Origin of the sequence: Mesorhizobium sp. WSM3866 (assembly GCF_002294795.1) — a bacterium.
Classification (GTDB): Bacteria; Pseudomonadota; Alphaproteobacteria; order Rhizobiales; family Rhizobiaceae; genus Mesorhizobium.
Genome location: NZ_NSGC01000004.1, coordinates 1 through 19,733 on the forward strand (window position 1 = coordinate 1; position 19,733 = coordinate 19,733).

The 19,733-nt window shown below is 59.4% G+C and carries 20 protein-coding genes and 1 pseudogene; 11 read left to right on the forward strand and 10 right to left on the reverse strand.

Annotated elements, in window-relative coordinates; all coding sequences use genetic code 11:
- Window positions 1–700 precede the first annotated feature (700 nt).
- The 4 genes and pseudogenes from CK222_RS10605 (at window position 701) to CK222_RS32250 (ending at window position 2,990) form a co-directional block, all read left to right on the forward strand.
- Entirely contained in the window at window positions 701–979 is a 279-nt protein-coding gene (locus CK222_RS10605; RefSeq protein WP_095800350.1) for a hypothetical protein, read from the forward strand.
- Window positions 980–1,173: 194 nt separating this feature from the next.
- Window positions 1,174–1,356: pseudogene (locus CK222_RS10610) on the forward strand (DUF3606 domain-containing protein); the annotation flags it as partial.
- A 394-nt stretch (window positions 1,357–1,750) separates the two neighbouring features.
- Window positions 1,751–2,053 carry a helix-turn-helix transcriptional regulator gene (locus tag CK222_RS10615; protein ID WP_095800351.1) on the forward strand — a complete coding sequence of 101 codons (303 nt, stop codon included), beginning with the start codon at window positions 1,751–1,753 and terminating at the stop codon, window positions 2,051–2,053.
- 778 nt (window positions 2,054–2,831) lie between these two features.
- Window positions 2,832–2,990, forward strand: coding sequence for a hypothetical protein (locus tag CK222_RS32250; RefSeq protein WP_176477619.1), 159 nt, complete (start codon window positions 2,832–2,834; stop codon window positions 2,988–2,990).
- A gap of 44 nt (window positions 2,991–3,034) precedes the next feature.
- Here the strand turns inward: CK222_RS32250 and CK222_RS10620 are convergent, their stop codons facing one another.
- Both CK222_RS10620 and CK222_RS10625 read right to left on the reverse strand, forming a co-directional pair.
- Window positions 3,035–3,256, reverse strand: a complete 222-nt coding sequence (locus CK222_RS10620) for a DUF768 domain-containing protein (RefSeq protein ID WP_095800352.1) — start codon at window positions 3,254–3,256, stop codon at window positions 3,035–3,037.
- Entirely contained in the window at window positions 3,253–3,435 is a 183-nt protein-coding gene (locus tag CK222_RS10625) for a hypothetical protein (protein ID WP_095800353.1), read from the reverse strand. Before CK222_RS10625 ends, CK222_RS10620 begins: the two co-directional genes overlap by 4 nt.
- A gap of 388 nt (window positions 3,436–3,823) precedes the next feature.
- Between CK222_RS10625 and CK222_RS10630 the strand changes: the two genes are divergently transcribed.
- Window positions 3,824–4,129, forward strand: a complete 306-nt coding sequence (locus CK222_RS10630; protein ID WP_095800354.1) for a hypothetical protein — start codon at window positions 3,824–3,826, stop codon at window positions 4,127–4,129.
- A 142-nt stretch (window positions 4,130–4,271) separates the two neighbouring features.
- Here the strand turns inward: CK222_RS10630 and CK222_RS31575 are convergent, their stop codons facing one another.
- Window positions 4,272–4,676, reverse strand: coding sequence for a hypothetical protein (locus CK222_RS31575; RefSeq protein WP_141247055.1), 405 nt, complete (start codon window positions 4,674–4,676; stop codon window positions 4,272–4,274).
- Between the two features lie 349 nt (window positions 4,677–5,025).
- Between CK222_RS31575 and CK222_RS10635 the strand changes: the two genes are divergently transcribed.
- The 3 genes from CK222_RS10635 (at window position 5,026) to CK222_RS10645 (ending at window position 6,224) form a co-directional block, all read left to right on the forward strand.
- A complete protein-coding gene (locus CK222_RS10635) occupies window positions 5,026–5,211 on the forward strand; it encodes a hypothetical protein (RefSeq protein ID WP_095800355.1) in 186 nt (61 codons plus the stop codon).
- Window positions 5,212–5,856: 645 nt separating this feature from the next.
- Window positions 5,857–6,039 carry a hypothetical protein gene (locus CK222_RS10640; RefSeq protein ID WP_348628809.1) on the forward strand — a complete coding sequence of 61 codons (183 nt, stop codon included), beginning with the start codon at window positions 5,857–5,859 and terminating at the stop codon, window positions 6,037–6,039.
- Entirely contained in the window at window positions 6,006–6,224 is a 219-nt protein-coding gene (locus CK222_RS10645) for a hypothetical protein (protein ID WP_095800356.1), read from the forward strand. Before CK222_RS10640 ends, CK222_RS10645 begins: the two co-directional genes overlap by 34 nt.
- A gap of 118 nt (window positions 6,225–6,342) precedes the next feature.
- On the opposite strand, the gene CK222_RS10650 is transcribed toward CK222_RS10645, so the two are convergent.
- The 4 genes from CK222_RS10650 to CK222_RS10670 all read right to left on the reverse strand — a co-directional run bounded on the left by CK222_RS10650 (window position 6,343) and on the right by CK222_RS10670 (window position 9,286).
- Complete coding sequence (locus tag CK222_RS10650; RefSeq protein WP_245433005.1) at window positions 6,343–7,500, reverse strand: histidine kinase dimerization/phosphoacceptor domain -containing protein; 1,158 nt, start codon at window positions 7,498–7,500, stop codon at window positions 6,343–6,345.
- Window positions 7,501–8,331: 831 nt separating this feature from the next.
- Window positions 8,332–8,634, reverse strand: a complete 303-nt coding sequence (locus CK222_RS10660) for a hypothetical protein (RefSeq protein WP_095800357.1) — start codon at window positions 8,632–8,634, stop codon at window positions 8,332–8,334.
- 109 nt (window positions 8,635–8,743) lie between these two features.
- Entirely contained in the window at window positions 8,744–8,971 is a 228-nt protein-coding gene (locus tag CK222_RS10665; protein ID WP_095800358.1) for a hypothetical protein, read from the reverse strand.
- A 105-nt stretch (window positions 8,972–9,076) separates the two neighbouring features.
- Complete coding sequence (locus CK222_RS10670; protein ID WP_095800359.1) at window positions 9,077–9,286, reverse strand: cold-shock protein; 210 nt, start codon at window positions 9,284–9,286, stop codon at window positions 9,077–9,079.
- A gap of 1,604 nt (window positions 9,287–10,890) precedes the next feature.
- Here CK222_RS10670 and CK222_RS32255 point away from each other — a divergent pair.
- Window positions 10,891–11,064 (forward strand): hypothetical protein, encoded by a 174-nt coding sequence (locus CK222_RS32255; protein WP_176477618.1) that lies wholly within the window; start codon window positions 10,891–10,893, stop codon window positions 11,062–11,064.
- Between the two features lie 36 nt (window positions 11,065–11,100).
- Window positions 11,101–11,379, forward strand: coding sequence for a hypothetical protein (locus tag CK222_RS10675; protein WP_141247056.1), 279 nt, complete (start codon window positions 11,101–11,103; stop codon window positions 11,377–11,379).
- Window positions 11,380–11,580: 201 nt separating this feature from the next.
- Here the strand turns inward: CK222_RS10675 and CK222_RS10680 are convergent, their stop codons facing one another.
- Window positions 11,581–11,961, reverse strand: a complete 381-nt coding sequence (locus tag CK222_RS10680; protein ID WP_095800361.1) for a cytochrome c family protein — start codon at window positions 11,959–11,961, stop codon at window positions 11,581–11,583.
- Between the two features lie 956 nt (window positions 11,962–12,917).
- Between CK222_RS10680 and CK222_RS10685 the strand changes: the two genes are divergently transcribed.
- Complete coding sequence (locus CK222_RS10685) at window positions 12,918–15,260, forward strand: Calx-beta domain-containing protein (protein WP_095800362.1); 2,343 nt, start codon at window positions 12,918–12,920, stop codon at window positions 15,258–15,260.
- An 813-nt stretch (window positions 15,261–16,073) separates the two neighbouring features.
- On the opposite strand, the gene CK222_RS10695 is transcribed toward CK222_RS10685, so the two are convergent.
- Window positions 16,074–18,539: an adenylate/guanylate cyclase domain-containing protein gene (locus tag CK222_RS10695; RefSeq protein WP_095800364.1), complete on the reverse strand. Its 2,466-nt coding sequence runs from the start codon at window positions 18,537–18,539 to the stop codon at window positions 16,074–16,076.
- 80 nt (window positions 18,540–18,619) lie between these two features.
- The gene (locus CK222_RS10700) at window positions 18,620–19,714 is read right to left on the reverse strand and encodes a branched-chain amino acid ABC transporter substrate-binding protein (protein ID WP_095800365.1); all 1,095 of its coding nucleotides are present in this window, start codon (window positions 19,712–19,714) and stop codon (window positions 18,620–18,622) included.
- Window positions 19,715–19,733: the final 19 nt, after the last annotated feature.

Below are 19,733 nucleotides of genomic sequence, written 5' to 3' on the forward strand. Positions count from 1 at the left end.
GTCGTCGATCGTGGCGTGGACAACGACTCGAATCCGACCGAGAACGACGGCAAGATCTATGAATTCCATTTGAACGACTGGCTGCTCGCCTGATCTGACTTCTCAGCCTTTTGGCTCACCGGGCGAACGGCGACAGTCGAGGCATCCGCTCGGGACCGACATACCAGCGTCGATCAGCCGTTGCAACGTCCACCCGCCATGTTGGTGGTTCAAGCGGGGTTCGACCTTTTGGCTGAATTTCAATCTATTAGCAGATGCGAATATATTCGGTCGCCGGCCATCTGTGTCTCCTGCCGGCCAAGGCCCGGTGGCCGCGCCCAAACGCCACACCCAAAGGCTGCGGACCGCAACCCGTTCTATTGGCCAAATTAGCGACGACACGAGGAAACCAAGAGCCCGCTCGCTTGGGGGGGCGGGGCTCGGGGGCCCCGCGCAACCCAGCCGCGCGCCTCAACAATCGCGCCGCGAAACCCAACCTGCCCACGGTGAAATGTTCCAGCCTCATGCGACCGAAGTCGCACCTGCTGAAGCTTTGGTCCCTACGCTGAAACCTTCGCCTCGCTACGGCATTTGATAAAGCCGGCGAGCATGGGGTTCCTTCGTTCGACGGCAGTCGAGAGTAGTGACGGATGCCCGCCAACCTTGTTGTCTGGGTGGCGGGCATCTGTTTGGGCGGGCAACGGATGGGGCGACAAGAACCATGTTCATCTCGGTCCTCCCGGGTCTAAATAACAGAGCGTCGCGCTGCGGCGGCAGAGCGAAACACCTGTCTCAAAAGAGCGACGTGCGGATGTGGCGCGAGGCTGGGAAACTTGCCGCATCGGGCGACTTTGAAGGGTGGCAGGCCATCGAACGGGAGCTTCGTAGCAAAGGTTTCGTGCGCGCCAACCTCCTGCTTGATAATAATCGGGTCCGCGACAAATTAGATGATCTCTGTAAGAGCGCACAGGAGAAACGTGCCGACGCCGACCGGGCCTGAGTCCAGGAGCTCCCAGCCGATGTGATGGCAACGCCCGCGTCATACGCATCGTTACCAGGTCAGCGGGCCTGGCTCCGTGTCGGGCACCGTTGACTCGCCTGACAGGCCTAGAAGTCGCCCGTTCAAACCGGATAGAGGAACATTCTCGTCTCGCGCGTCTTCCTTTAGCCACGAGAGAGGAACGACGCACGGCGGACGACAAGAGCAAACGCGATTCGCGCGACCGTGACCGCGCGTCTGGGGATTAGGAATATGAGGTTGGCTACTTCGCCAGCAAATTCGGGCTCTCGATCCCTCAGGTCCGAGAACTGATTGCCAAGCACGGAAACGACCGCGAGACTTTGGAGCGTGAGGCAAAAGCGTTGGGCACTCGATGAGCCGCTACTTCTCGACACGTTGAACGGCTCATCTCAGGTGAACTGGATTACATCCATGCAGTGAGACGACCATCAACGACGTTGGCCGAGATGGCGGTCGACCATTGGAACACCGGCTCGAACTACTTCGTCGATATTCGGGATCAGCCGGGTGCTCGGATTGTTAAAGCTCGTATTCGAAAGGTTCGGAGTGGTGACCTCGAAATCTAGCCCTGCATAAGTAGCCGCTCGTTCACCACATCACGGCATCGACATTGAAGGCCCACCGCGGGCCCAATCTGATCCACGCCTAGGTGACCCGCTCCGCCCGCGATCTAAGTTGGGGCTCACAAATATTTGAGGATCGCTGACGAACCGGGCGGCATATTTTAGGGACGTTGAATGTTCAACGCCCATGCGCAGACGAGCCCTACTGTCGGGGGAACAATCAAAAGCCGCACGAGCTCTATTGAGCTGGTCGCGAGTGCGGCTCGCTGCCAAAGCGCATATTAGCGAACCAACGGTCGTCGATTTCGAGAACGGGTCGAGGAACCCGAATCCACGCCATGTTACCGCTATCCGTCAGGCCTTGGAGGATGCGGGAATTGTCTTTGGCCCCGAAGGGCCATTGCTACCTCGCTCCGAAACCCCGAACGGTGATCGACAGACGGACAATAGGATGTGGCGGCGGCGGCAGACGAAACGCCTAGAAACCTAACACTCTTTTGCGGTGAAGGTCTTTCGGGCTGTGTCTGGCGCCGTACACGCCGCATTTCATCCTCAGTCGAAGATCCCAATTCCATCGCCGGAGCATCACGGCCGAAGCGATCGCGCAGCACCGGTAGATCGAGCTTCTGATGCGATGACAGTCGAGGCAGCCGCCAGTGACCGACATGCCCGCGTCAATCAGCTCCTGAAACGTCCAGCCGTTATTCATGTCGGCGATTCCGGCGGCTCGTCCTTTTGGCTGAATTTTCTAATCTACAACCAATGCGCTAGTAGTTGCTCGCCGGCCTCTCGCGTTCTCCTAAACCTAGCCGGCCAAGGCCCGCTGGCCGCCCCCTTAGAGACAGTGGAAAAGGCTACCGGGCCACCTGTTCGGCAACTAGCAAGATTGAGAGACCGCCAGAAGGCTGGAGCCCACTCCTGAGGGAGGGTCGAGTGGGCTCCGTTGCTTGCCTATTAGACGGCTCGGAAGAATGGAGGACGAAACTGCGCCGTCTAATCTATAACCGCTTTCGCGTCGCCAAGTTCCGCCCTTAGGCGGCTGCTAAACAAACCGGACTTATGCGCAGGATCGTTAGAGACTTCAGTCGCAAATCTGTTAGTTGCGAGTCCGCTCATATGGATGCAGGATCAATGCTCCCCACCTTCAAGCGGTGGGGTGGCCCGACCCGCGATATCCTGTGTCACCTAGGTTAAGCGGGCCGGGTCGCAGAGGTTCCTGGGGGTGCCCGATGCGTTCTCAGCCAAACAGCATTCTCGGACCCGACGACATGGCGATGCTTGAAAGAGTGCTCCAGAAGCTATTACCCGCAAGTGCAGACGCCGCCGAAAGGGAATGGCTGGGTAGCCTGTTGATCGCGGCGTTCCAGAACGGGGCGACAGACGAGGCGGCGCTGGTTGCCACGATGGATAGGAAAGCCAAACCGTAAGCCGCGTCGGTCGAAGAGAGCTAGATGCCCGCTGTTCGCTGTGGCTATTCCGGTGCCCCGCCTTCGTGATGAACGATGGCGTCTAGGAGGGCCTGATAGATGCTGCCGGTGTCTTCCTCGAGTTCAGTGCTGCTGATCCCAAACGACTTGGCGTCGGCAAACAGTTCCTGGATGAACTCGGCGATCGACAGGACGTCCGCGCTGATCATGCCCGACTGGTTGTTGGCGAGCCATTGATGCGGGAAGTTCGTGCCGCGCGTGCTCAATGGCGGCTCTTGAGGAATTTCGCCTCTCGCACCAGCGCATTCCAATCTGTGCCGATCGACTTGATCAGGCCCCGGGCCTCCTCCTCGGATAGGCTCGCCTCTTTTGCCAACCGCGCTGCCAAAAGGCCGATGTTTTTGTCGGTGTGCGAGCCATCCGGCTTGCCGTCGCCGTCCTTCATTGCCCTATCTCCGTTGCAAACAAGAGCCCGCTCGCCTGAGGGTCGAACGGGCTCCCGGGGGAGCGCCCCAGCGCGGCGGTGAGCCTCGTGCCGGAGGCACACGCCGCGACACTTAACCGGGACGCTGTAGGAATGTTCCCTTGCGCCCGATGCGACCGAAGTCGGATGGTCTGACGCTTTGGTCCGTGCGGAAACCAAATGCTTGCTACAGCATTGCATGGAGCCGGTGAGGAAATGCGTCACCTTCCTCGTCGGCAGCAGCTAGATCGATGCCCGCCATCCGTTGCCTGGGATGACGGGCATCGTCTTGACTAGGGCAGAGTTTGTGCCCTGTCGAACATTAGCATCTGCTTGATGAACCTACTGGCCGCGTCGGAGTTGTATCGACATGGCAAAGGGCATCAACATCGGCGACGAGGTCGCGATCACGGCGAAAGTGCGCCGTCGCGTAACGGAGGACCGGGTCAGCGTGTCCATCCCATCCTACGGCCAGCCTCATTCGATCGTCGATCGAATCTCGAAGGTGAAGCAAGGTCAGGAGATTGAGCTTCGAGGCGATGTCAGCCGCGTCGATGAAGGCAAGGTAACCATCAACCTAGGCGTCCCTGTCACGGTGAATGCCGATACCGTGAGAGTGGTGACGCCCTACAAGCCGCCGACAAGGAAGACGCCGCTGGTGGACAAGCCGACGTGACGAAGCTGTCCGATCTCGGGCCGCCAATCCTGGCACCGGCCTTGCATAGAAGAAATTGCCGGTTCCTCCACCGGCTCCTGATGGGGATCAGGATGAGTGCGGCGGGCTTGAGGATTTGGGGTTCCTCGCCCGGCGATCTCTTTCAGCAGCCGCTAAACACTGGGCGAAAACGCCGGCCTATGGACACGATCTTCGATGATATCGCCACTGCCCCCAGAGAGCCCGCGTAGACGTTTGGGCCAAGGTCGGCGTCGTTGCCCTGGATGCTGCCGGCAAGTTCTTTATCGGGCGTTTCATCGGCATCCGTTTCGCGATCGGTCACGCCTTCGCGGGCTGACCCAAAACAACAATTGCCACCGCCCGCCGCAACGCTTTGGTTAACGCCGCTTTGGCTACCCAGTCCCGGACCACCTAGGCCCGGCGGCGCGTCACCACCTTCCCCCGAAGCAATATCGCTGCCGGGCCGTTCTACAGCCTCTCCCAGGAGCGTGAAGCGCGGGCAGGGTTTAGCCGAGCCATAGCCCTGGCTATCTAAGTTGCCCGCCATTCGAGAGTGCAGAACGAAAAGAGACCAAGAGCGTAACGGAGGAACAAGCCCGGAGCCTGATCAGGCTGGTCGGCCTTAACTGGGCGCCATTGCTGCCTTGAAGCTCGCTTTATCAAGCAACGACATTGTCGGCTGGAACATTCCCGGCCGGCTGCACTGGGCTTAGCGCAGTTACCCTCTCATGCAGAGACGGTCTAGCCGGGCCTGTCGAACTGCAGATCCCGACAAGAGAGCTCGCTTGCAGGTAGTGTGTCATTGAAATTTGAGCGGCTGCTATCCGCCCCCGACAGACCGTCGCGCCACGCATCGAACTCCTCTATGCTTAGCGTAAAGCGTGGGAGAGCCCCAAATGGCCTACACTGTTATCTGGTATGGCCGAAAAGGCATCATCGACAAGGTGACCTTCGACGCCGAAAAGACGGCCAGGGATCATGCAATTTCCATGTTCCAGACCCGAAAGGGTGATGACGGGGTCATATCCGTTGAAGTCCGCAAGGATAACGGTGCCGTCGTCTTTAGTCATGCGGAAAACTAGAATTGCCCACCGAACCTAAAGCGAAAAACGCCCGCTCTGGTCAATGGAAGACCTTTGCGAACGGATGGGCGCCATCGCGCCGAAGCCGGCAAGCGCGGGTCCTTACAAAAAGCGCTTAGCCTAACGCTGCATGCCGTTGATTCCTATGAAACCGACCGGCGACCACATCACCGACGCACTGAACCAGGCTGAAGAGCTCCGAGTCGAAACGAGACTCCGCGCGCTTCAGCAATCCCGCAATTTTGCTGACGTTGGAACTAGATCGTTCTGCGAGAGGCGGTCGATCCATTCCGAGAGCGCTTCAGTGGCAACCACAAAGCCCGTCGCCTAGGCTCATTAGCTGCGACGGGTTTTTTCCGTTGGAACCAAACTCCGACCAGCGTTGCTAGCTACCGGGGACTTTTCCTATGGCCGAAAACATGCAAGAGCTTAGCGAGCGCGCGCACGCACAGAAGGAATTCAGGGTGCACTTTCTCACGCGAGAAACGGGCATCACCGAAGCTCAAGCCCCCACCTCATCGACATGATCGGCAATGAGCCTAATTCGCTCATTCGCGAGGCCCGCCTCCTGACGCAGACAACAACTAAGGTCTTACCCATGTGCGACGACTACGAGTAGCATACGCTTGGGCTGAGTACTGCCGAATGATGGAGGCGCTGGCTTTAATCCCGACCCATCAGACCGAGCTCGATCTGCCGCAAGGCGACGACATTCGCATCAATGACCCGGCTCCGATCATGCGCGATGCCGGCGATGCAATCGAGCTAGCCTCGATGACGTTCGGCTTCCCGAATTGCCGTCCGTTGCACTGCTCGACGTCAATCTGAGCAACGAGCTAGTCACGCCGCTGGCTGAAGAGTTGAGCAGCCTCGATGTCCCGTTCGCGCTGGCGAGCGCCTACGACAGGCCAGAGCTTGTCGGCGGGTCAGTTCTGGTGGATGCGCCTAACGTCGGAAAGCCAACCGCAGAGGGGCGTCTCTTCATCGTGTTGGCGAAATTGCTGGAACGCTGACAGGCGAGGCATCCCGGGTCCCTGAGCCCTTGGCGGGATCTGGAGAGAGTGCATTGACTGCTGCCTAGATCGGTTTGTGCGCCTGCGAAGCCAATGCAAACAGCCACAGGAGCGAGCGTTATGCAATGACAGGGAAGATCACGGTTATTGTGGTGCCCGCGGCGGAGCTCTCTTGCTGGAGGTTACCGCCCATCTGCCGGGCGAGCGCCTGGATCAATTTCTGTCCCGACCCGCCAGGCCGGGGATTCTGAATGCCACGACCGTTGTCGGCAACGGTCAGGCGTGCCTCGCCGTAGCCTATCCCGGACTCAAGCTTGACAACGATTCGCCCGCCCTCCGCCCCGAACGCATGCTTGACTGAGTTCATCGCGGCTTCGTTCAAGATAAGACCGAGCGGCACCGCGCGTTCAATCGAGAGCTCGACTTCGTCGGCCGCGATCTCGATCGTTGCAATTTCCACCTGCGTCTGCAGCGAAGCGCAGAGCGCCCGCAAGTAACCGGCGACGTCCACCGTTCGGAGGTCCTGCCCCGGTGCCAGTTGGTCATGAGCAAGCGAAATGGCATTAACTCGATTAGCCACGTGTTCCAGTGCCCGGTGCACTTCCGGCCTTTCAAGGCGGCGCTTCTGAATGGCTATCGAGGCCAGGATCAGCTGAAAGTTGTTCTTTACGCGGTGCTGCATCTCCCGCAGCAGCACCTCGCGTTGTTGCGCCTGGACTAGAGCCGTGGTGGATTCCAGGTTGCTTCGGTCCACCTCTGGTCGCCGCATTGCTGAAGCAATGAGGGCAGCAGCAGCCGTCATGAAGTCGACGGTATCTTCGCTGAAGTTGCGCGTGACCGAGGAATCCACCTCCAGCACGCCCCAGGCAGCACCCTTGATGAGGATCGGCACGTTCGCCAGCGATTTGATGTGGTGCTCTCTCAGCACATCTGAAAAGACGTATTCGCCATCCTGCTCGGCGGCCGTGCCATCGACAATCACTAAAGGCTCGGCTGTCTGATAAGTCCGGCCGGGCGGCGATCGCAGATCCGCCGAAAAAACAGCGTTCCGCACAGTCCCTTCCTTCCACCCGAAGCCGGCCTCCATGAACAGGTCCGCGGTGCGCGGGCGGTAGCGAAGGATCTTTGCGTGGTCTATCTCGACAGCCCGGGCTACCTGCACACAGGCCTGATCGAGGAAGCGGCCGAGCGGAGTTTGCTCGCCCGCTACGCGGCCAAGGTCCACGAGAATGCGGACATGTCGGCGCAACTTGGCTAGCTCGGTGGTGGGGTCCAATGATGAGATCCTCTCGAGCAGGGTTGAAAAACCAACGCATGAGCCTGCGAATTGCTCCGATCTGCACCTTGGCAAGCAAAGTGACGCGGATGAGTAGGAGCGCTCCGCGTATGCGATCAGAACTACGAGTTGCTGCCTAGCCGAAGTTCGCGAGGTTCCTCGGCGAAGTCAGCCTTCGCCTGCTTTTAGACGAGGTCAGAGCTTGTATGACTGACATGCTGAAGGGTTTCGGCTGCTGTCGGGCGTACGAAAGCCTCTCATGCAAGAACCCGCGGGGCAGTAGGCGGCGAGCTATGGGGCTTTGTGTCTCGGGTGTGCCAGCGCTTGTCGCGACGTCCGCATGAGGCGCTGGTGGCTGGTCAAGCGCGGGGCCTCTGGGTCAGGCCGGAGAGCTTCTTGCGGTGATGCCCGACAGGCTTCACGTGCCTGACGACCGGCGCCAAAGCGATGCGCATAGCGCGCTGATCGCAACGGTCGCGACTGGCAGATGATTGGGCGCCTCTGCCGACCGTCAGGGAGCGCTTGTGCTGCTTGAGACCGAAACGCCTCAGGTTCGATCCTCGATGTGAACCTTCGGGGGTGAACTGGTGATCGGGTCGAAGAGGCGTGAAAGGCGTGGCTTCGCTTTCACGGTGGGTAGCGCCTATGACAAGCCGGAGCGGGTCGGTGGCAAGGTTCTGGCGGGCGCACCCAACGTCGGCAAACCGGCGCGAGGCGGCGCCGGGAGCCTCATGCGCTGCAGAGGCAATGAGCGCAGGCGCCATTCGGGAAGTGGGCTGATTTCGCTATAACCGCGCGGCCGCCATCCATCAAGAGTTGGTCGAAGTCGGCCTAAGTGAGCTCAAAACAGAAATCGCAGATCAGGTCCGCAACTTTTACCGCCTCGAAGTCGGTCATGTGCGCCGCTGTCTCAACCGCGATCGTGACCATGTCGTCCTGATCAACGGCCAGGAGGTCCAAGATCCTTGCAAACTTGAGCTTCAGTTCCGGGTCGCCCGCGAACTCGTCGAGGGTCACGTTGAGGATGCTCTCGTTCGCTTCGATCAGCCGCGTTTGAATGCCATCCGACGACGCCGCCAGTGCCCTTACGGCTGCGAAGAAATGCCCTCGCGCGTTTGAATATTTTTCCACCATCGATCACCGCCGGTCGTGATTGAGGATTGGGTTCGTCGCCGTCCCCGTCGGATGTTCCACTATGCTCCGCCTGAGCACCCTTCTGGCCAGCCGCGTGCCTCCCCTGCGGTCAGGCGGCAACGCGCCGCTTTGCCGATGCACGTTTAGCTTTTGGCAAAACGGCGGGGGCGGCAGCTTCTTTGGCCAGCCGAGCCAGTCTGAGCCGCTGCGTCTTTGACTCGCGATCTGCGGTCTCTTTGTCCATGATCTGTCGTGCGGCTTGTGTGGTCGCGTCGCCCTTGCTCTCCCTAGCTGTCGGCTTCGGCTTGAACACGGCTTCCGCAATTGCATTGCGCATCGTAAGTTCCTTAAACGAAAAAAGGCCGGGCGAGCCCGACCTCTCCAAAACGCCTCGACGGCCAGTGCCAGTACATCCGTGGTCAAGGGCCAGAAGCGGTATCCTTTAGGCGGCCCGAAGATTGTCGGCCGCGCTCTTGCCATTGCGGCGGTCCTGCACCACATCGAAGCTCAGCTTCTGACCTTCTACGATTGTGCGCATACCGGCACGCTCAACAGCCGAGATATGGACAAACACATCCGCGCCGCCCGTTTCAGGAGCAATAAAGCCGAAGCCCTTGGTCGAATTGAAGAACTTTACCGTTCCAGTGTTCATAGCGATTTCCTTTCAAATCAGCATAGAAATTCGCGTCTGGCGACACGCCAAACGTCATATTAGTCGAGATTTGAGAGGAAGATCGTTGGGCGCCGGAGCGCAGAAACAAGTTCAACAGCAAACATCGATTGCAGATATATAGGCTTGAATTACCGCCAACGCAAGCCTCTCATCTCATTCTGGAGATTCCCGGGCTTTTGGTTTTCTGCCGCCAAAGCCGGGGCTGACCTAATCTGCTATGCCCTCCTGATGAACGACCACATCCAGCATGTCGCCTGATAGAGGCTGCGCTCTTCGTCGATCTGGATGCTGCTGATGCCGAGGGGCGCCGGAATAGCTCCTGGATTGCTTCGCCAATGGACATACATCGCTGCTGATCAGATCCGACTGATGTTGGCTGGCCCCGGTGAGGAATTTGGGGCGACGTGTGCGCTCCTGACCCCCAATAACATCCGAGAAGCCTTCCGGCGTTCCGTACTAGACGATTGTCTTCCGCGACAAGAGTGGGAAGGCATGCCTATGACCTGGTTCGCAGCTTCGTCGGCCTCGAAGCTCGGCCCGAACTCCTCGCCGCATTGCTTGATGACACAAAAAAACCCGCCGACCGAAGCCGACCAGCTTTGATGCTGCGAGTCAGGCGTCGATCCGTTCCGGGCATTTAGTGCGGATTGTATGTGGGACCGGGTGTGCAGAACGATCTGGGAGGGAACAGCCTCTTCCGGCTCGTCCGATAAAGCGCACACGTCCAGGAGCTAACGGGCGACTCAATGGCTCTTGCGGAGCTGCTCAGCCGCTTTTGGAAACAAATTCGGACTGTTGTCGTTAAGAGGTAGGTTGCTGGGAGACTACCGCATGCCTCGTTGCTTTTTCCATTTCGATAACGGTGAGTTCATTCCAGACCACGCAGGAATCGATTTGCCCGACTTAAACGCCGCGCGGCGAGAGGCCGTTCGAGCGGCCGGCCAATGATAGACGGTTCGCAGCAATCGTTCTGGGAACACATGACCCCTTGGAACATGCATGTGACAGATGACGATAGTCGACTTCTGTTCACTCTTCAGTTTGGTGCTAAGGTTCCATCCGGCGAAGCGCGATACATCCCTCGAGCCGATCAGAACTGGCCACTGACCGCTTCCGCTCCAGTCTCCTCCTGAGCTCGCCCAAGCCTGCTTGCCTTTGGCCGATCTGAACTTGCGACTGATCGAGAAAGCAACGGCATTGCTACACAGCGCTCTTGAGCTTTTCAAAAGAATTCAAGCAGATGGCTGGGTGGCGGAAACCCAAAACGCGCTTCTTCATTGATGTCTTCAATCTGAGCCCAGAGAACATGTCTGCGAACGAAGACAGACGACTGTTCGCTTCTGTCAAACAGGAAAGTCCGCTGCTGGCACGCATCCCAGGCGGCCGGCGAGGAAATGCGTCACCTTCCTCGTCGGCGGCAGCTAAGATGGATGCCCGCCATCCCGTTGCCTGGGATGTCGGGCATCTGTAGGGCCTTCCACGGCGCTCCGGAGTTCCGGACATCGTGGCGACATGTGCGCCTTTCCGGGGAACTACTTTCTTTGCATGCCGCAACTAGGTAATTTCTAGGAAGGAGCGCTAACATGCCAAATGAGAGCACAAGACTCACGGAAATGAACCCCGAAAAGCTTATTTTCAGAGGGCGAGGCGCGCCGGGAATTTTTGAAGAAGGCAGGGCGTTTGCGGCTATGACGCCGCCAGCCATAACCGTTTTGCTCGGCACGAGCTTGAACTCCAAGGCGATTGCCAAATCGTGAGGAACACGCCCGGGCAACGGAGGGGCGACAAGAACCATGTTCATCTCGGTCCTCCCGGGTCTAAATAACAGAGTGTCGCGCCGCGGCGGCAGAACGAAACGCGTGTCTCAAAAGAGTGACGTCCGCATGTGGCGCGAGGCTGGGAAACTTGCCGCATCGGGCGACTTTGAAGGGTGGCAAGCCATCGAACGGGAGCTTCGTAGCAAAGGTTTCCTGCGCGCCAAGCTCCTGCTTGATAATGATCGGGTCCGCGACAAATTAGATGATCTCTGTAAGAGCGCACAGGAGAAACGTGCCGATGCCGACCGGGCCTGAGTCCAGAAGCTCCCAGCCGATGTGATTGGCAACGCCGTCCGCGTCATACGCCTCGTTACCAGGTCAACGGGCCTGGCTCCGTGTCGGGCACCGCTGACTCACCCGACAGGCCTAGAAGATCTGGCTGCGACGGCCGTCATCAGTCCGGCCGCCTTCGGTCGCGACGAGCCGGCGCCACCGACAGGGCCTGGAAGAGCCCGTTTATTTGGAAAACTGTTTCAGGTAAGCGACGACGTTGGCTACGTCCTGATCGTTCTTGAGGCCGGGAAACGCCATCTTCGTCCCTTTGACCATCCCCCTCGGATCCTGAAGATACTTTGTCAGCGTGGGCTCATCCCATTTGATGCCAGATTTTCCGGCCTCGATCATGGCCGGGGAATAAGTGAAACCGGGATGCGTGCCCGCGGTGCGCCCGATGACGCCGTTCAGAGAGGGGCCAACCTTGTTCTGGTCCTGGTCGGCAATGTGGCAGACCTTGCATTTGGTGAAGACCTTCTCGCCTGCGGCTGCATCCTGCGCCCGCGAAGGGCTTGCAATGAAGATCGTGGCCGCCGAGGCGATGAAAAGTGCGATTGCGCGCATGGCATTCCTCCCTGATCGATCGTCATCTGCGCCGGACGATCCGCACCACGCCAGCTGCACTGGGGCGGCCTGCACGGTAGAGCGGAAATATCCGTGGTCCCATCAATGGAATTGCGGCATCTACATACCACAGTATCGAGCCGATGGGTAGAAACGCCAGTTTGTGCGAAGGTGCATGTCGCCCGATCGTTCATGCCATCGTGGGCTGACCCAATCAAGAATTGCCACCGGCTGCCGGGACGGTATGATTAACGCGTCCGGGTTTTGGCTACCCCAGTCCGGACCACCTAGGCCCGGCGGCGCGTCGACCACTTCCCCCCGAAGCAAGATGGCTGCCGGGCCGTTCTACAGCCGGGGCGAGGTCCCTAGCCATGGCCTCAAGCCCGACGAGCTGCCAGTGATCAACCGGCAACTCAACGGTGCAAGGTTGGTGCCAGCATTCCCGTCCTGAAACGAGACACAGGGCTGAGAACCCGGCGCCACCACGCCTTGAGGCGCGTGAGCGCGGCAGGATTCTTGCCAGCCATAGCTCTGGCTATCTAACTGCCTGCCATTCAGATGACAGAACGGAAAAAGAACGATAAACCTAGCCGCATCGTGGCCGCGAATGCGAACTGATGCCGGCCTAGATCGTCTGCAAACGGGCGCGAAGGACCCCGAGGGGTCCGTTTCGCCAAAACCGGTCATTTGTCACTCACGAGCCACCTGAATTCAATTGCGGATTAGGCGCGTTAGCGCTACGTTAACCATAGACGAGCCCTTGCTTGTTACCTGCTGCCCATAAAACAGAGACGTACCGAAGTCCTGTTCTCTTCAGCGGCAGCGATGGTGCCCTCGGTAGGCATGCATATTACCATTCCCAAGTCTCAGTGCGCGAAGTGCGAGCCCACTTCTGCGTTGGCCAAGAGTTGTTTGAACGAAGACGCTGTGTCATGGCCTGACCCGAGGAGCCCGACATGCCAACCGATACGCCGGTCACCATTTCTTCGATCAATAATGCAGACACTCAGGTAGAGGGTAATGATATTACCTTCGGCTTTACCCGCACTGGAGGTGATATCTCCCAGCCGTTCGATGCTTTCTATACGGCATTTTTAGGTAGTGGGGGCCGTGGAGGAGATGACGCCACGCTTGCTGATTTCGCTGGAGCAAACGTTCCTGACGGAACGGTCAAGGCCATTCACTTTGATGCTGGATCTACGACTGCCAGCGTTGTCTTCCAGACTTTGGATGATGCTGTCCAGCAGGGCGGTCAACGTGTCTTCACCGTCGAAGTGCAGACTTCGCCGAACTACACAATCGGCGGAGACGGTCGCACAACAAAGTACGGGTTCATTCTCGACAATGACGCTCCGACCTTCTCGATTGCCGATGGAGTAGCCCGCGAGTCTGATGGTGTAATTCATTTCCCGGTTACGCTATCGCATGCGGCCGATGCCGACCTGACGCTTCAATGGATATATCAGAATGCGAATAGGTCTGACATCAACGCAGAGTTCGGCTTCCATCAGTTTACTATTCCAGCTGGTGAGACTACCTACGACATTGCGATACCGTTGGTGATTGACGACGTGTCTGAGCCCGACGAAAACTTCACGGTCAGTGTATCGCGTGTAGCCGGACCTGGGAGCAACGGTGACACCGAAGCCACTGGAACAATCACCGAGATACCTCCGCCTACCATTTCTTCGATCAATAATGCAGACACTCAGGTAGAGGGCGGAATCATTTCTTTCGGATTCACCCGCTCTGGTGATACCGCACGGGCCCTCGACGTTCTCTACAGCACGCATTTCTTTGATCCGAACGGCGGACCGGGTTTTGCCACGCTTGCTGATTTCACTGGGGCAAACGTTCCTGACGGAACGGTCAAGGCCATTCACTTTGATGCTGGATCTTCCACGGCTAGCATCAGCTTCCAGACGATAGACAATACCGTACAGGAGAGCACTCATCAACGTAGCTTCACTGTCCAATTGCAGACTTCATCCAACTATATACTACCGGATGACTTTACCAAAAAGTTTGGATTCATCCTCGACAACGACCAGCCGCCCCCGGCTATCACGTCGAATGGTGGTGGCGACACGGCGGCAGCCTCAATTGCAGAGAATGGCATTGCAGTCACCACGGTGACCGCGACCGATCCGAGTGCTCGCCAGGGTCTCGGCTATGCGCTCGCTGGCGGGTTGGATGCCACCAAATTTGCCATTGACGGAGTTACTGGTGCGCTCACCTTTGTCACCGCACCGGACTTTGAGAATCCGACCGATAACGGTGCAAACAACATCTACGACGTGATCGTTCAAGTCACCGATGGTTATGGGAAAATTGACACCCAAGCACTGGCGATCGCAGTTCAGAACGTCGGTGGAGTCACGATTCCAGGGAATAACACAAGCCAAACCCTGAACGGCACTGGTGAAGAGGATACCATCTCTGGACTGGGAGGCATCGACACGATCTCTGGATTTGCCGGCATTGACCATCTGAATGGTGGAGCGGCTGACGATACCTTGATCGGCGGACTAGATGCAGATTTCTTAGACGGCGGTGCTGGTACGGACAAGGCCTCCTACGCAAGCTCAATCGCCGGTGTGGCGGTGAGCTTGATGCCGGGAATAGTCGGACATGGGGGCGATGCTGAAGGTGATATTCTCACTGCCATCGAGAACCTGATTGGCTCAGGTCAGAATGACACCCTGGAAGGCAACAACACCAATAATGTTCTTGACGGAAGAGCTGGTTTCGACACGATCTCCTACGAGCACGCTGGAGCGGGAGTGACCGTTAGCCTTGCAGTGACAGCTGCACAGAGCACCGTCGGCGCAGGGCAAGATACGCTGATCTCATTTGAAAACCTTACTGGCTCCGCTTTTAACGACGTTCTGATTGGAACGACAGGTGCCAATACCATCATCGGCGCGGGCGGTGCAGACAAAATCACTGGCGGCGGCGGAGCCGATATTCTGACCGGCGGGTTAGGTGCCGACACATTTTTCTTTAATGCGCCTTCCGACAGCGCGCCGGCCACTGCGACTACGATCACCGACTTCGATTTTCAGCATGCGGATCATATCGACTTGTCGGCTATCGATGCAAACACTTCCGCTAAGAAAGACCAGGCGTTCCTGTTCGCTGGTCACACCTCAAACGCCGTTGCGCACAGCGTCACGTGGTGTGAGAGCAGCGGAAACACCATTGTTCAGGCCGACGTCGACGGCAATACGACGGCGGATCTTACTATCATCCTGACGGGCATCGATCACAATCTGACTGGGTTAGATTTTTTGCTCTAAAAAAGCTTCAGTGGCTCAGTCTGTAGCAGGCGTGAATGGTGGGTCGCAAATTCGGCGCCTGCCGATGGTCGAGATTGTCGGCTTCATCCGCCTCCAGGCGGAGAAGGCAGGCTACGTCACACCGGTGTGCATCGGGGCCTTCCTGCTCGGCGCAGCGGGCTGTTGTAAGAGCGAAGCGCCACCACGCATTGTGCTCATACGGGGTTGCTGCCACCGGTCGGCGCCTACGAAAAGGGCCGCACAGCCGCGACGGCAATGTGTTCACCTCTGCCGGCGTGTCCGCGGCGACTGACTTCGCCTTCGCGATCATCGCTGAGGTTGCCGGGCAGGATGTGGCGAAGGCTATCCAGCTTTCGATCGAGTACGACCCAGCACCGCCTTTCGAGGCGGGCCATCCGGACAAGGCATCCGCGGCGGCAACAGAACTTATGACCCAGCGCAAGGGCAACCCACGCCGGCATCTCGCAGGCGCTGGGCAGAGCGCTGTCCTTTGCCGATTGAACGTGAGCACGTCGACCAATTCGGGGCGCCTCGAAAACCTCGTGGGCGGCCTTTGGCGTAATGGGCGCACTTGGGAGTTATGTTTACTCGTTGCCTGAAAGAGCCAGGCCACTTGCGGGGAGCCCAAATCTATCTTGATTCATTAGGTCCGACGCAACTACGTGCGCTGACGCCACGTTGAGCGAACCCCAGAGAAGGTTAGTTTTGGGTTCGCGTCCCTCTACCATCTCACACCTGTCCGACCCGAATACATCGTTCGTGACTTGCTCGGACCCGGTTCGGTGATTTGCCGGCAGGCGCGGCACCCAGCTCCTACTGCCCGGGCTTGTGGGAAAGCCGGTCCAGCGCGTCTCGAAGCGCAGTGGCGGCACCGCCACGCTCATCGGCGGACATCAGCCCCGGTTCAAGTTCCAGCCTGAAGTGCGGCAGCTCGGTTCGAACAACGCGACAGGCGCCCGCTAGATTGGCCTTGATGACGCGGTAGGTAGCGACCGGATAGGCGATGCCCTTGACCTGGACGTGCCCCATCTCCTCACAATCGATCGTGTCCTTCACTTGCGCAAACGTCTCGTAGGAAATGAGGATGGTCCCCGGAGCCGCCTCTTGTTCCAGGCGCGAGGCGAGATTCACGGCGCCGCCGATTATCGTGTAATCCATCCGGTCCTCGCTGCCGAAGTTACCGACGGTGCAGTAGTCGGTATGGATGCCGATGCGGCAGCGCAGCGGTGTTTCGATCCCCATGTCCCGCCAGACCTCCGTAAGCTCGCTGATCCGCTTTTGCATGGCAAGCGCCATCTGCACGCAAGCCAGCGCGTCCTGCTTGACGCCGCGCGTCTCAGGGTCGCCGAAAAACATCAGGATCGCGTCGCCGACGTACTTGTCGATCGTGGCACCATGATCCAACGCGATTTTCGACATTTCCGTCAGGTAGTGATTGAGGAGCTGGGTGAGATCCTCGGATTCCAACTTGTCGGTGGTCTCGGTAAAGCCGGCGATATCGGAGAAGCATATGGTCAGCTTCTTACGCTGGCTGGCGATTCTAACGTCTTGGCGGCCGGTGAATATCGAGCTGTACACTTGGGGCGCCAGATATTTGGCCAGCTTGCTGGAAAGCGCTTCCAGGGCAGCGGACTTCTCGGCGAGGTTCTCCTCCCTTTGCTTCAGCTCGGTGATGTCCGAATAGACGGCGACCGTGCCGCCGGCGCTGATCCGCCGCTCGCTTATCATGATCCATCGTCCGTCGCCCCGCCGCTGCACCCACGGTTCGCCGGGGTTACGGTGCCGCCATAGGCGCTCCGCGACCCACTCATCGACCCGACCCTCGGCATCCCTGATGTAGCCACGCTCCGCGGATCGGCGAATGATCTCCTCGAATGCCATGCCGGGTGTTAGCTCTGCCTCCAGACCGGCGTATAGCAGTTCGCGGTAGCGGCTGTTGCTAAGGACAAGCCAGTCCTCTTTGTCATAGAGAGCGAAACCTTCGGAAATGCTTTCGATGGCATCGACCAGCCGCTGACGCGCTTCTGCAACGTCGCGCAGGTTCTTTTCCTCGACCTCGACAGCGGTATCCCGGAAGAGGCTCAGCGCCTCGGCCATGCGCCCGATTTCGTCGCTGCCCGCCGCCGGCAGCGGCGCACGAAGGTCGCCGCCCGCGATCGCGAGCATGCCCTGACTCACCGCTCCCAGACGGGCGAGAAGGCTGCGGTCGACATAGAGCCAGACGACCAGAACCGAGCTCAACAGGCTGAGAAAGGCAGAGCCGAGGACAACTCCGGTGCCGTAGCGCTGGACGAGCGCGGCTTCGCGACCGGAGGCAGCGATCTCGCGGTCCGCTGCGGCGACAAGACGGTCGACGGCTGCGGTCAGACTGCGCGACAGCCGATTGTTTTCGGCCAGAAGTTTTTCGCCCTGCGCGAGGACCGCAAGCTCCTCCTCCCGTGCCTTCGGGATGCTGCTCTCACCATCGGTGAGTGCCTCGAACTCGTCCACCCGCAGCCGAAAACGGGTTTCCAGCTTTTCGTCGATCTCCGAGGAAGCCGTTTCCAGAGCGGCAAGCGAGCGGTGCAGCGGAAACAGGATCAACGCCAGGTCGCCTCGCGTCGGCGCGGTCGCGGCCTTCACCAGCGCGTCGTTGACCGCCGAGATCTCCAGCAGCGCCTTCTGCTGGGGGATGTAAGCCGCAATCGCGTGGACCATGTCGGCCATTGCCGCTGCGCGTCGATCGGGCGACAGCGACGTATCGGCCGCGACCGCCCGCCATTGCGGGAGCCTGGAATCCATCACCACGATGCCGGTGGCCAGAAGGCGTTGGCTGCCGGTCGTCGTCGCGGCGAGGCGGTTCAGAAGCTCCTCCTTGCGGGCGACGACATCGAGGCGGGCGACAACAAGAGAGTCAAGCTCCTTCAGGTTGCGCCTCAAAACAACCGCAGCTTCCTCGATCTCAGCTAAAGGCACTGTGCCCAGCGTAGCATCTCTGAGATCCGTACGCAGGGCCTCGAGGCGGGACATCTCGAGCGCGACGGCCGCCGAGACCTTGCTGTGCTGAGCCCTGCTTGTCGCCGCCAGCACCGATGGCGCGGCAGCAGCGACCCGTTCGGCCTGGCGCGACAGCTGGAGGGAAGCCAACGCCGGCGGCACCCGATCCGTGGTGATTCGGTCGACAACGTCGCCGACTTCGAGGAAGGCATAAAGCGCCGCAGCGGTAGCCAGCACCGCAAGGCCGCTGATCCCGAAAAAGGCGAGCAACAGCCGACCGCGTATGCCGAGGCGTTCAAGCATCGTGGGGAGTCGGAACAATCCAGCCACACTGGTCTGCATCAGACTAGACGTCTCAGCGTCACGCCGGCGTTCGGCGCACCCTATTCAACCGGCACGTACTCCCCGCCCCGCCAGACGTACCAAACCCAGCTCTGCCTCGTGAGGTCGCCCTTGGCGTCGAAATCGACCCTGCCAATGACGGTGTCGAATTGCTGTTCGCGCAGTGCCGCTATGACCGCCTTTGGCGCCAGCGAACCTGCCTTCGCCACCGCCTGGGCCCAGACCTGCACCGCGCAGTAGCTCAACAGCGTATAGCCCGCGGGCTCGAAGTTGTCCGCACGGAACTGCTCCACGATCGCGGCCGCGCCGGCATTTCGCCGCGGGTCCGCCGGGAAGGTGAACAGGGTCCCCTCCGCCGCTGAGCCTGCGATCAGGGCGAATTCCTCGGTAGCCAAAGCATCTCCGGATATGAGCTGAAGCGTGTAGTCCCGGTCGCCTGCAGCGCGAGCGATCAGCGCAACGTCGGCATGATACCCGCCCACATACAAGGCCGAAATGCCGGCGGATTGCAACGCAGCGACCTCGGCTGAATAGTCGTCCTTCCCAGGCCTGTATGCGTCGTAAAAAGCTTCAGTCACGCCCCGTTTGTTCAGCTGCTTCCTGGTCTCGTCGGCGAGACCCTTCCCATAGGTCGAATTGTCGTGAAGGATTGCGATCTTCTTGTCGCCCCAGTAATCGGCAAGGTAGTTGCCGGCGATGAAACCCTGCGCGTCGTCGCGGCCAATGGTGCGGAAGACATTGCCACGGCCCTGTTCGGTCAGCTGCGGATTGGTCGAGCCTGGGGATATTTGCACGACGCCCGCCGCCTCATACACTTTTGATGCGGGGATCGAGGCTCCAGAGCAATAATGCCCGACGACGAGCACCACCCCGTCGGCCACCAGCTTCTGGGCGGCCGCGACCGCCTGCTCGGGATCGCAGAAATCGTCGACCGAGATCAGCCTCACCTTCTGGCCGAGCACGCCACCCGCCGCGTTGAGGTCGGCCACCGCCCTCTCCGCGCCGCGTTGCCCCTGCTCGCCGATCCAGGCAAGCCGCCCTGTCATCGCAGACGAGACCCCGATCAGCACTTCAGCCCTCGCGGAACTGAACACGGCCGCCAGAACTAGGATCGCTAGGGCGATGACACGGTGCATGTTTTGCACCCCCTGTGAA

Bases quoted from the DNA above. Each gene is read 5' to 3' on its own strand.
- CK222_RS10605 (WP_095800350.1), top strand. From the start codon at position 701: ATGTTCATCTCGGTCCTCCCGGGTCTAAATAACAGAGCGTCGCGCTGC.
- CK222_RS10615 (WP_095800351.1), top strand. From the start codon at position 1,751: ATGCGCAGACGAGCCCTACTGTCGGGGGAACAATCAAAAGCCGCACGA.
- CK222_RS32250 (WP_176477619.1), top strand. From the start codon at position 2,832: ATGGCGATGCTTGAAAGAGTGCTCCAGAAGCTATTACCCGCAAGTGCA.
- CK222_RS10625 (WP_095800353.1), bottom strand. From the start codon at position 3,435: ATGAAGGACGGCGACGGCAAGCCGGATGGCTCGCACACCGACAAAAAC.
- CK222_RS10630 (WP_095800354.1), top strand. From the start codon at position 3,824: ATGGCAAAGGGCATCAACATCGGCGACGAGGTCGCGATCACGGCGAAA.
- CK222_RS31575 (WP_141247055.1), bottom strand. From the start codon at position 4,676: ATGGCGGGCAACTTAGATAGCCAGGGCTATGGCTCGGCTAAACCCTGC.
- CK222_RS10635 (WP_095800355.1), top strand. From the start codon at position 5,026: ATGGCCTACACTGTTATCTGGTATGGCCGAAAAGGCATCATCGACAAG.
- CK222_RS10640 (WP_348628809.1), top strand. From the start codon at position 5,857: ATGATGGAGGCGCTGGCTTTAATCCCGACCCATCAGACCGAGCTCGAT.
- CK222_RS10660 (WP_095800357.1), bottom strand. From the start codon at position 8,634: ATGGTGGAAAAATATTCAAACGCGCGAGGGCATTTCTTCGCAGCCGTA.
- CK222_RS10665 (WP_095800358.1), bottom strand. From the start codon at position 8,971: ATGCGCAATGCAATTGCGGAAGCCGTGTTCAAGCCGAAGCCGACAGCT.
- CK222_RS10670 (WP_095800359.1), bottom strand. From the start codon at position 9,286: ATGAACACTGGAACGGTAAAGTTCTTCAATTCGACCAAGGGCTTCGGC.
- CK222_RS32255 (WP_176477618.1), top strand. From the start codon at position 10,891: ATGCCAAATGAGAGCACAAGACTCACGGAAATGAACCCCGAAAAGCTT.
- CK222_RS10675 (WP_141247056.1), top strand. From the start codon at position 11,101: ATGTTCATCTCGGTCCTCCCGGGTCTAAATAACAGAGTGTCGCGCCGC.
- CK222_RS10680 (WP_095800361.1), bottom strand. From the start codon at position 11,961: ATGCGCGCAATCGCACTTTTCATCGCCTCGGCGGCCACGATCTTCATT.
- CK222_RS10685 (WP_095800362.1), top strand. From the start codon at position 12,918: ATGCCAACCGATACGCCGGTCACCATTTCTTCGATCAATAATGCAGAC.
- CK222_RS10695 (WP_095800364.1), bottom strand. From the start codon at position 18,539: ATGCTTGAACGCCTCGGCATACGCGGTCGGCTGTTGCTCGCCTTTTTC.
- CK222_RS10700 (WP_095800365.1), bottom strand. From the start codon at position 19,714: ATGCACCGTGTCATCGCCCTAGCGATCCTAGTTCTGGCGGCCGTGTTC.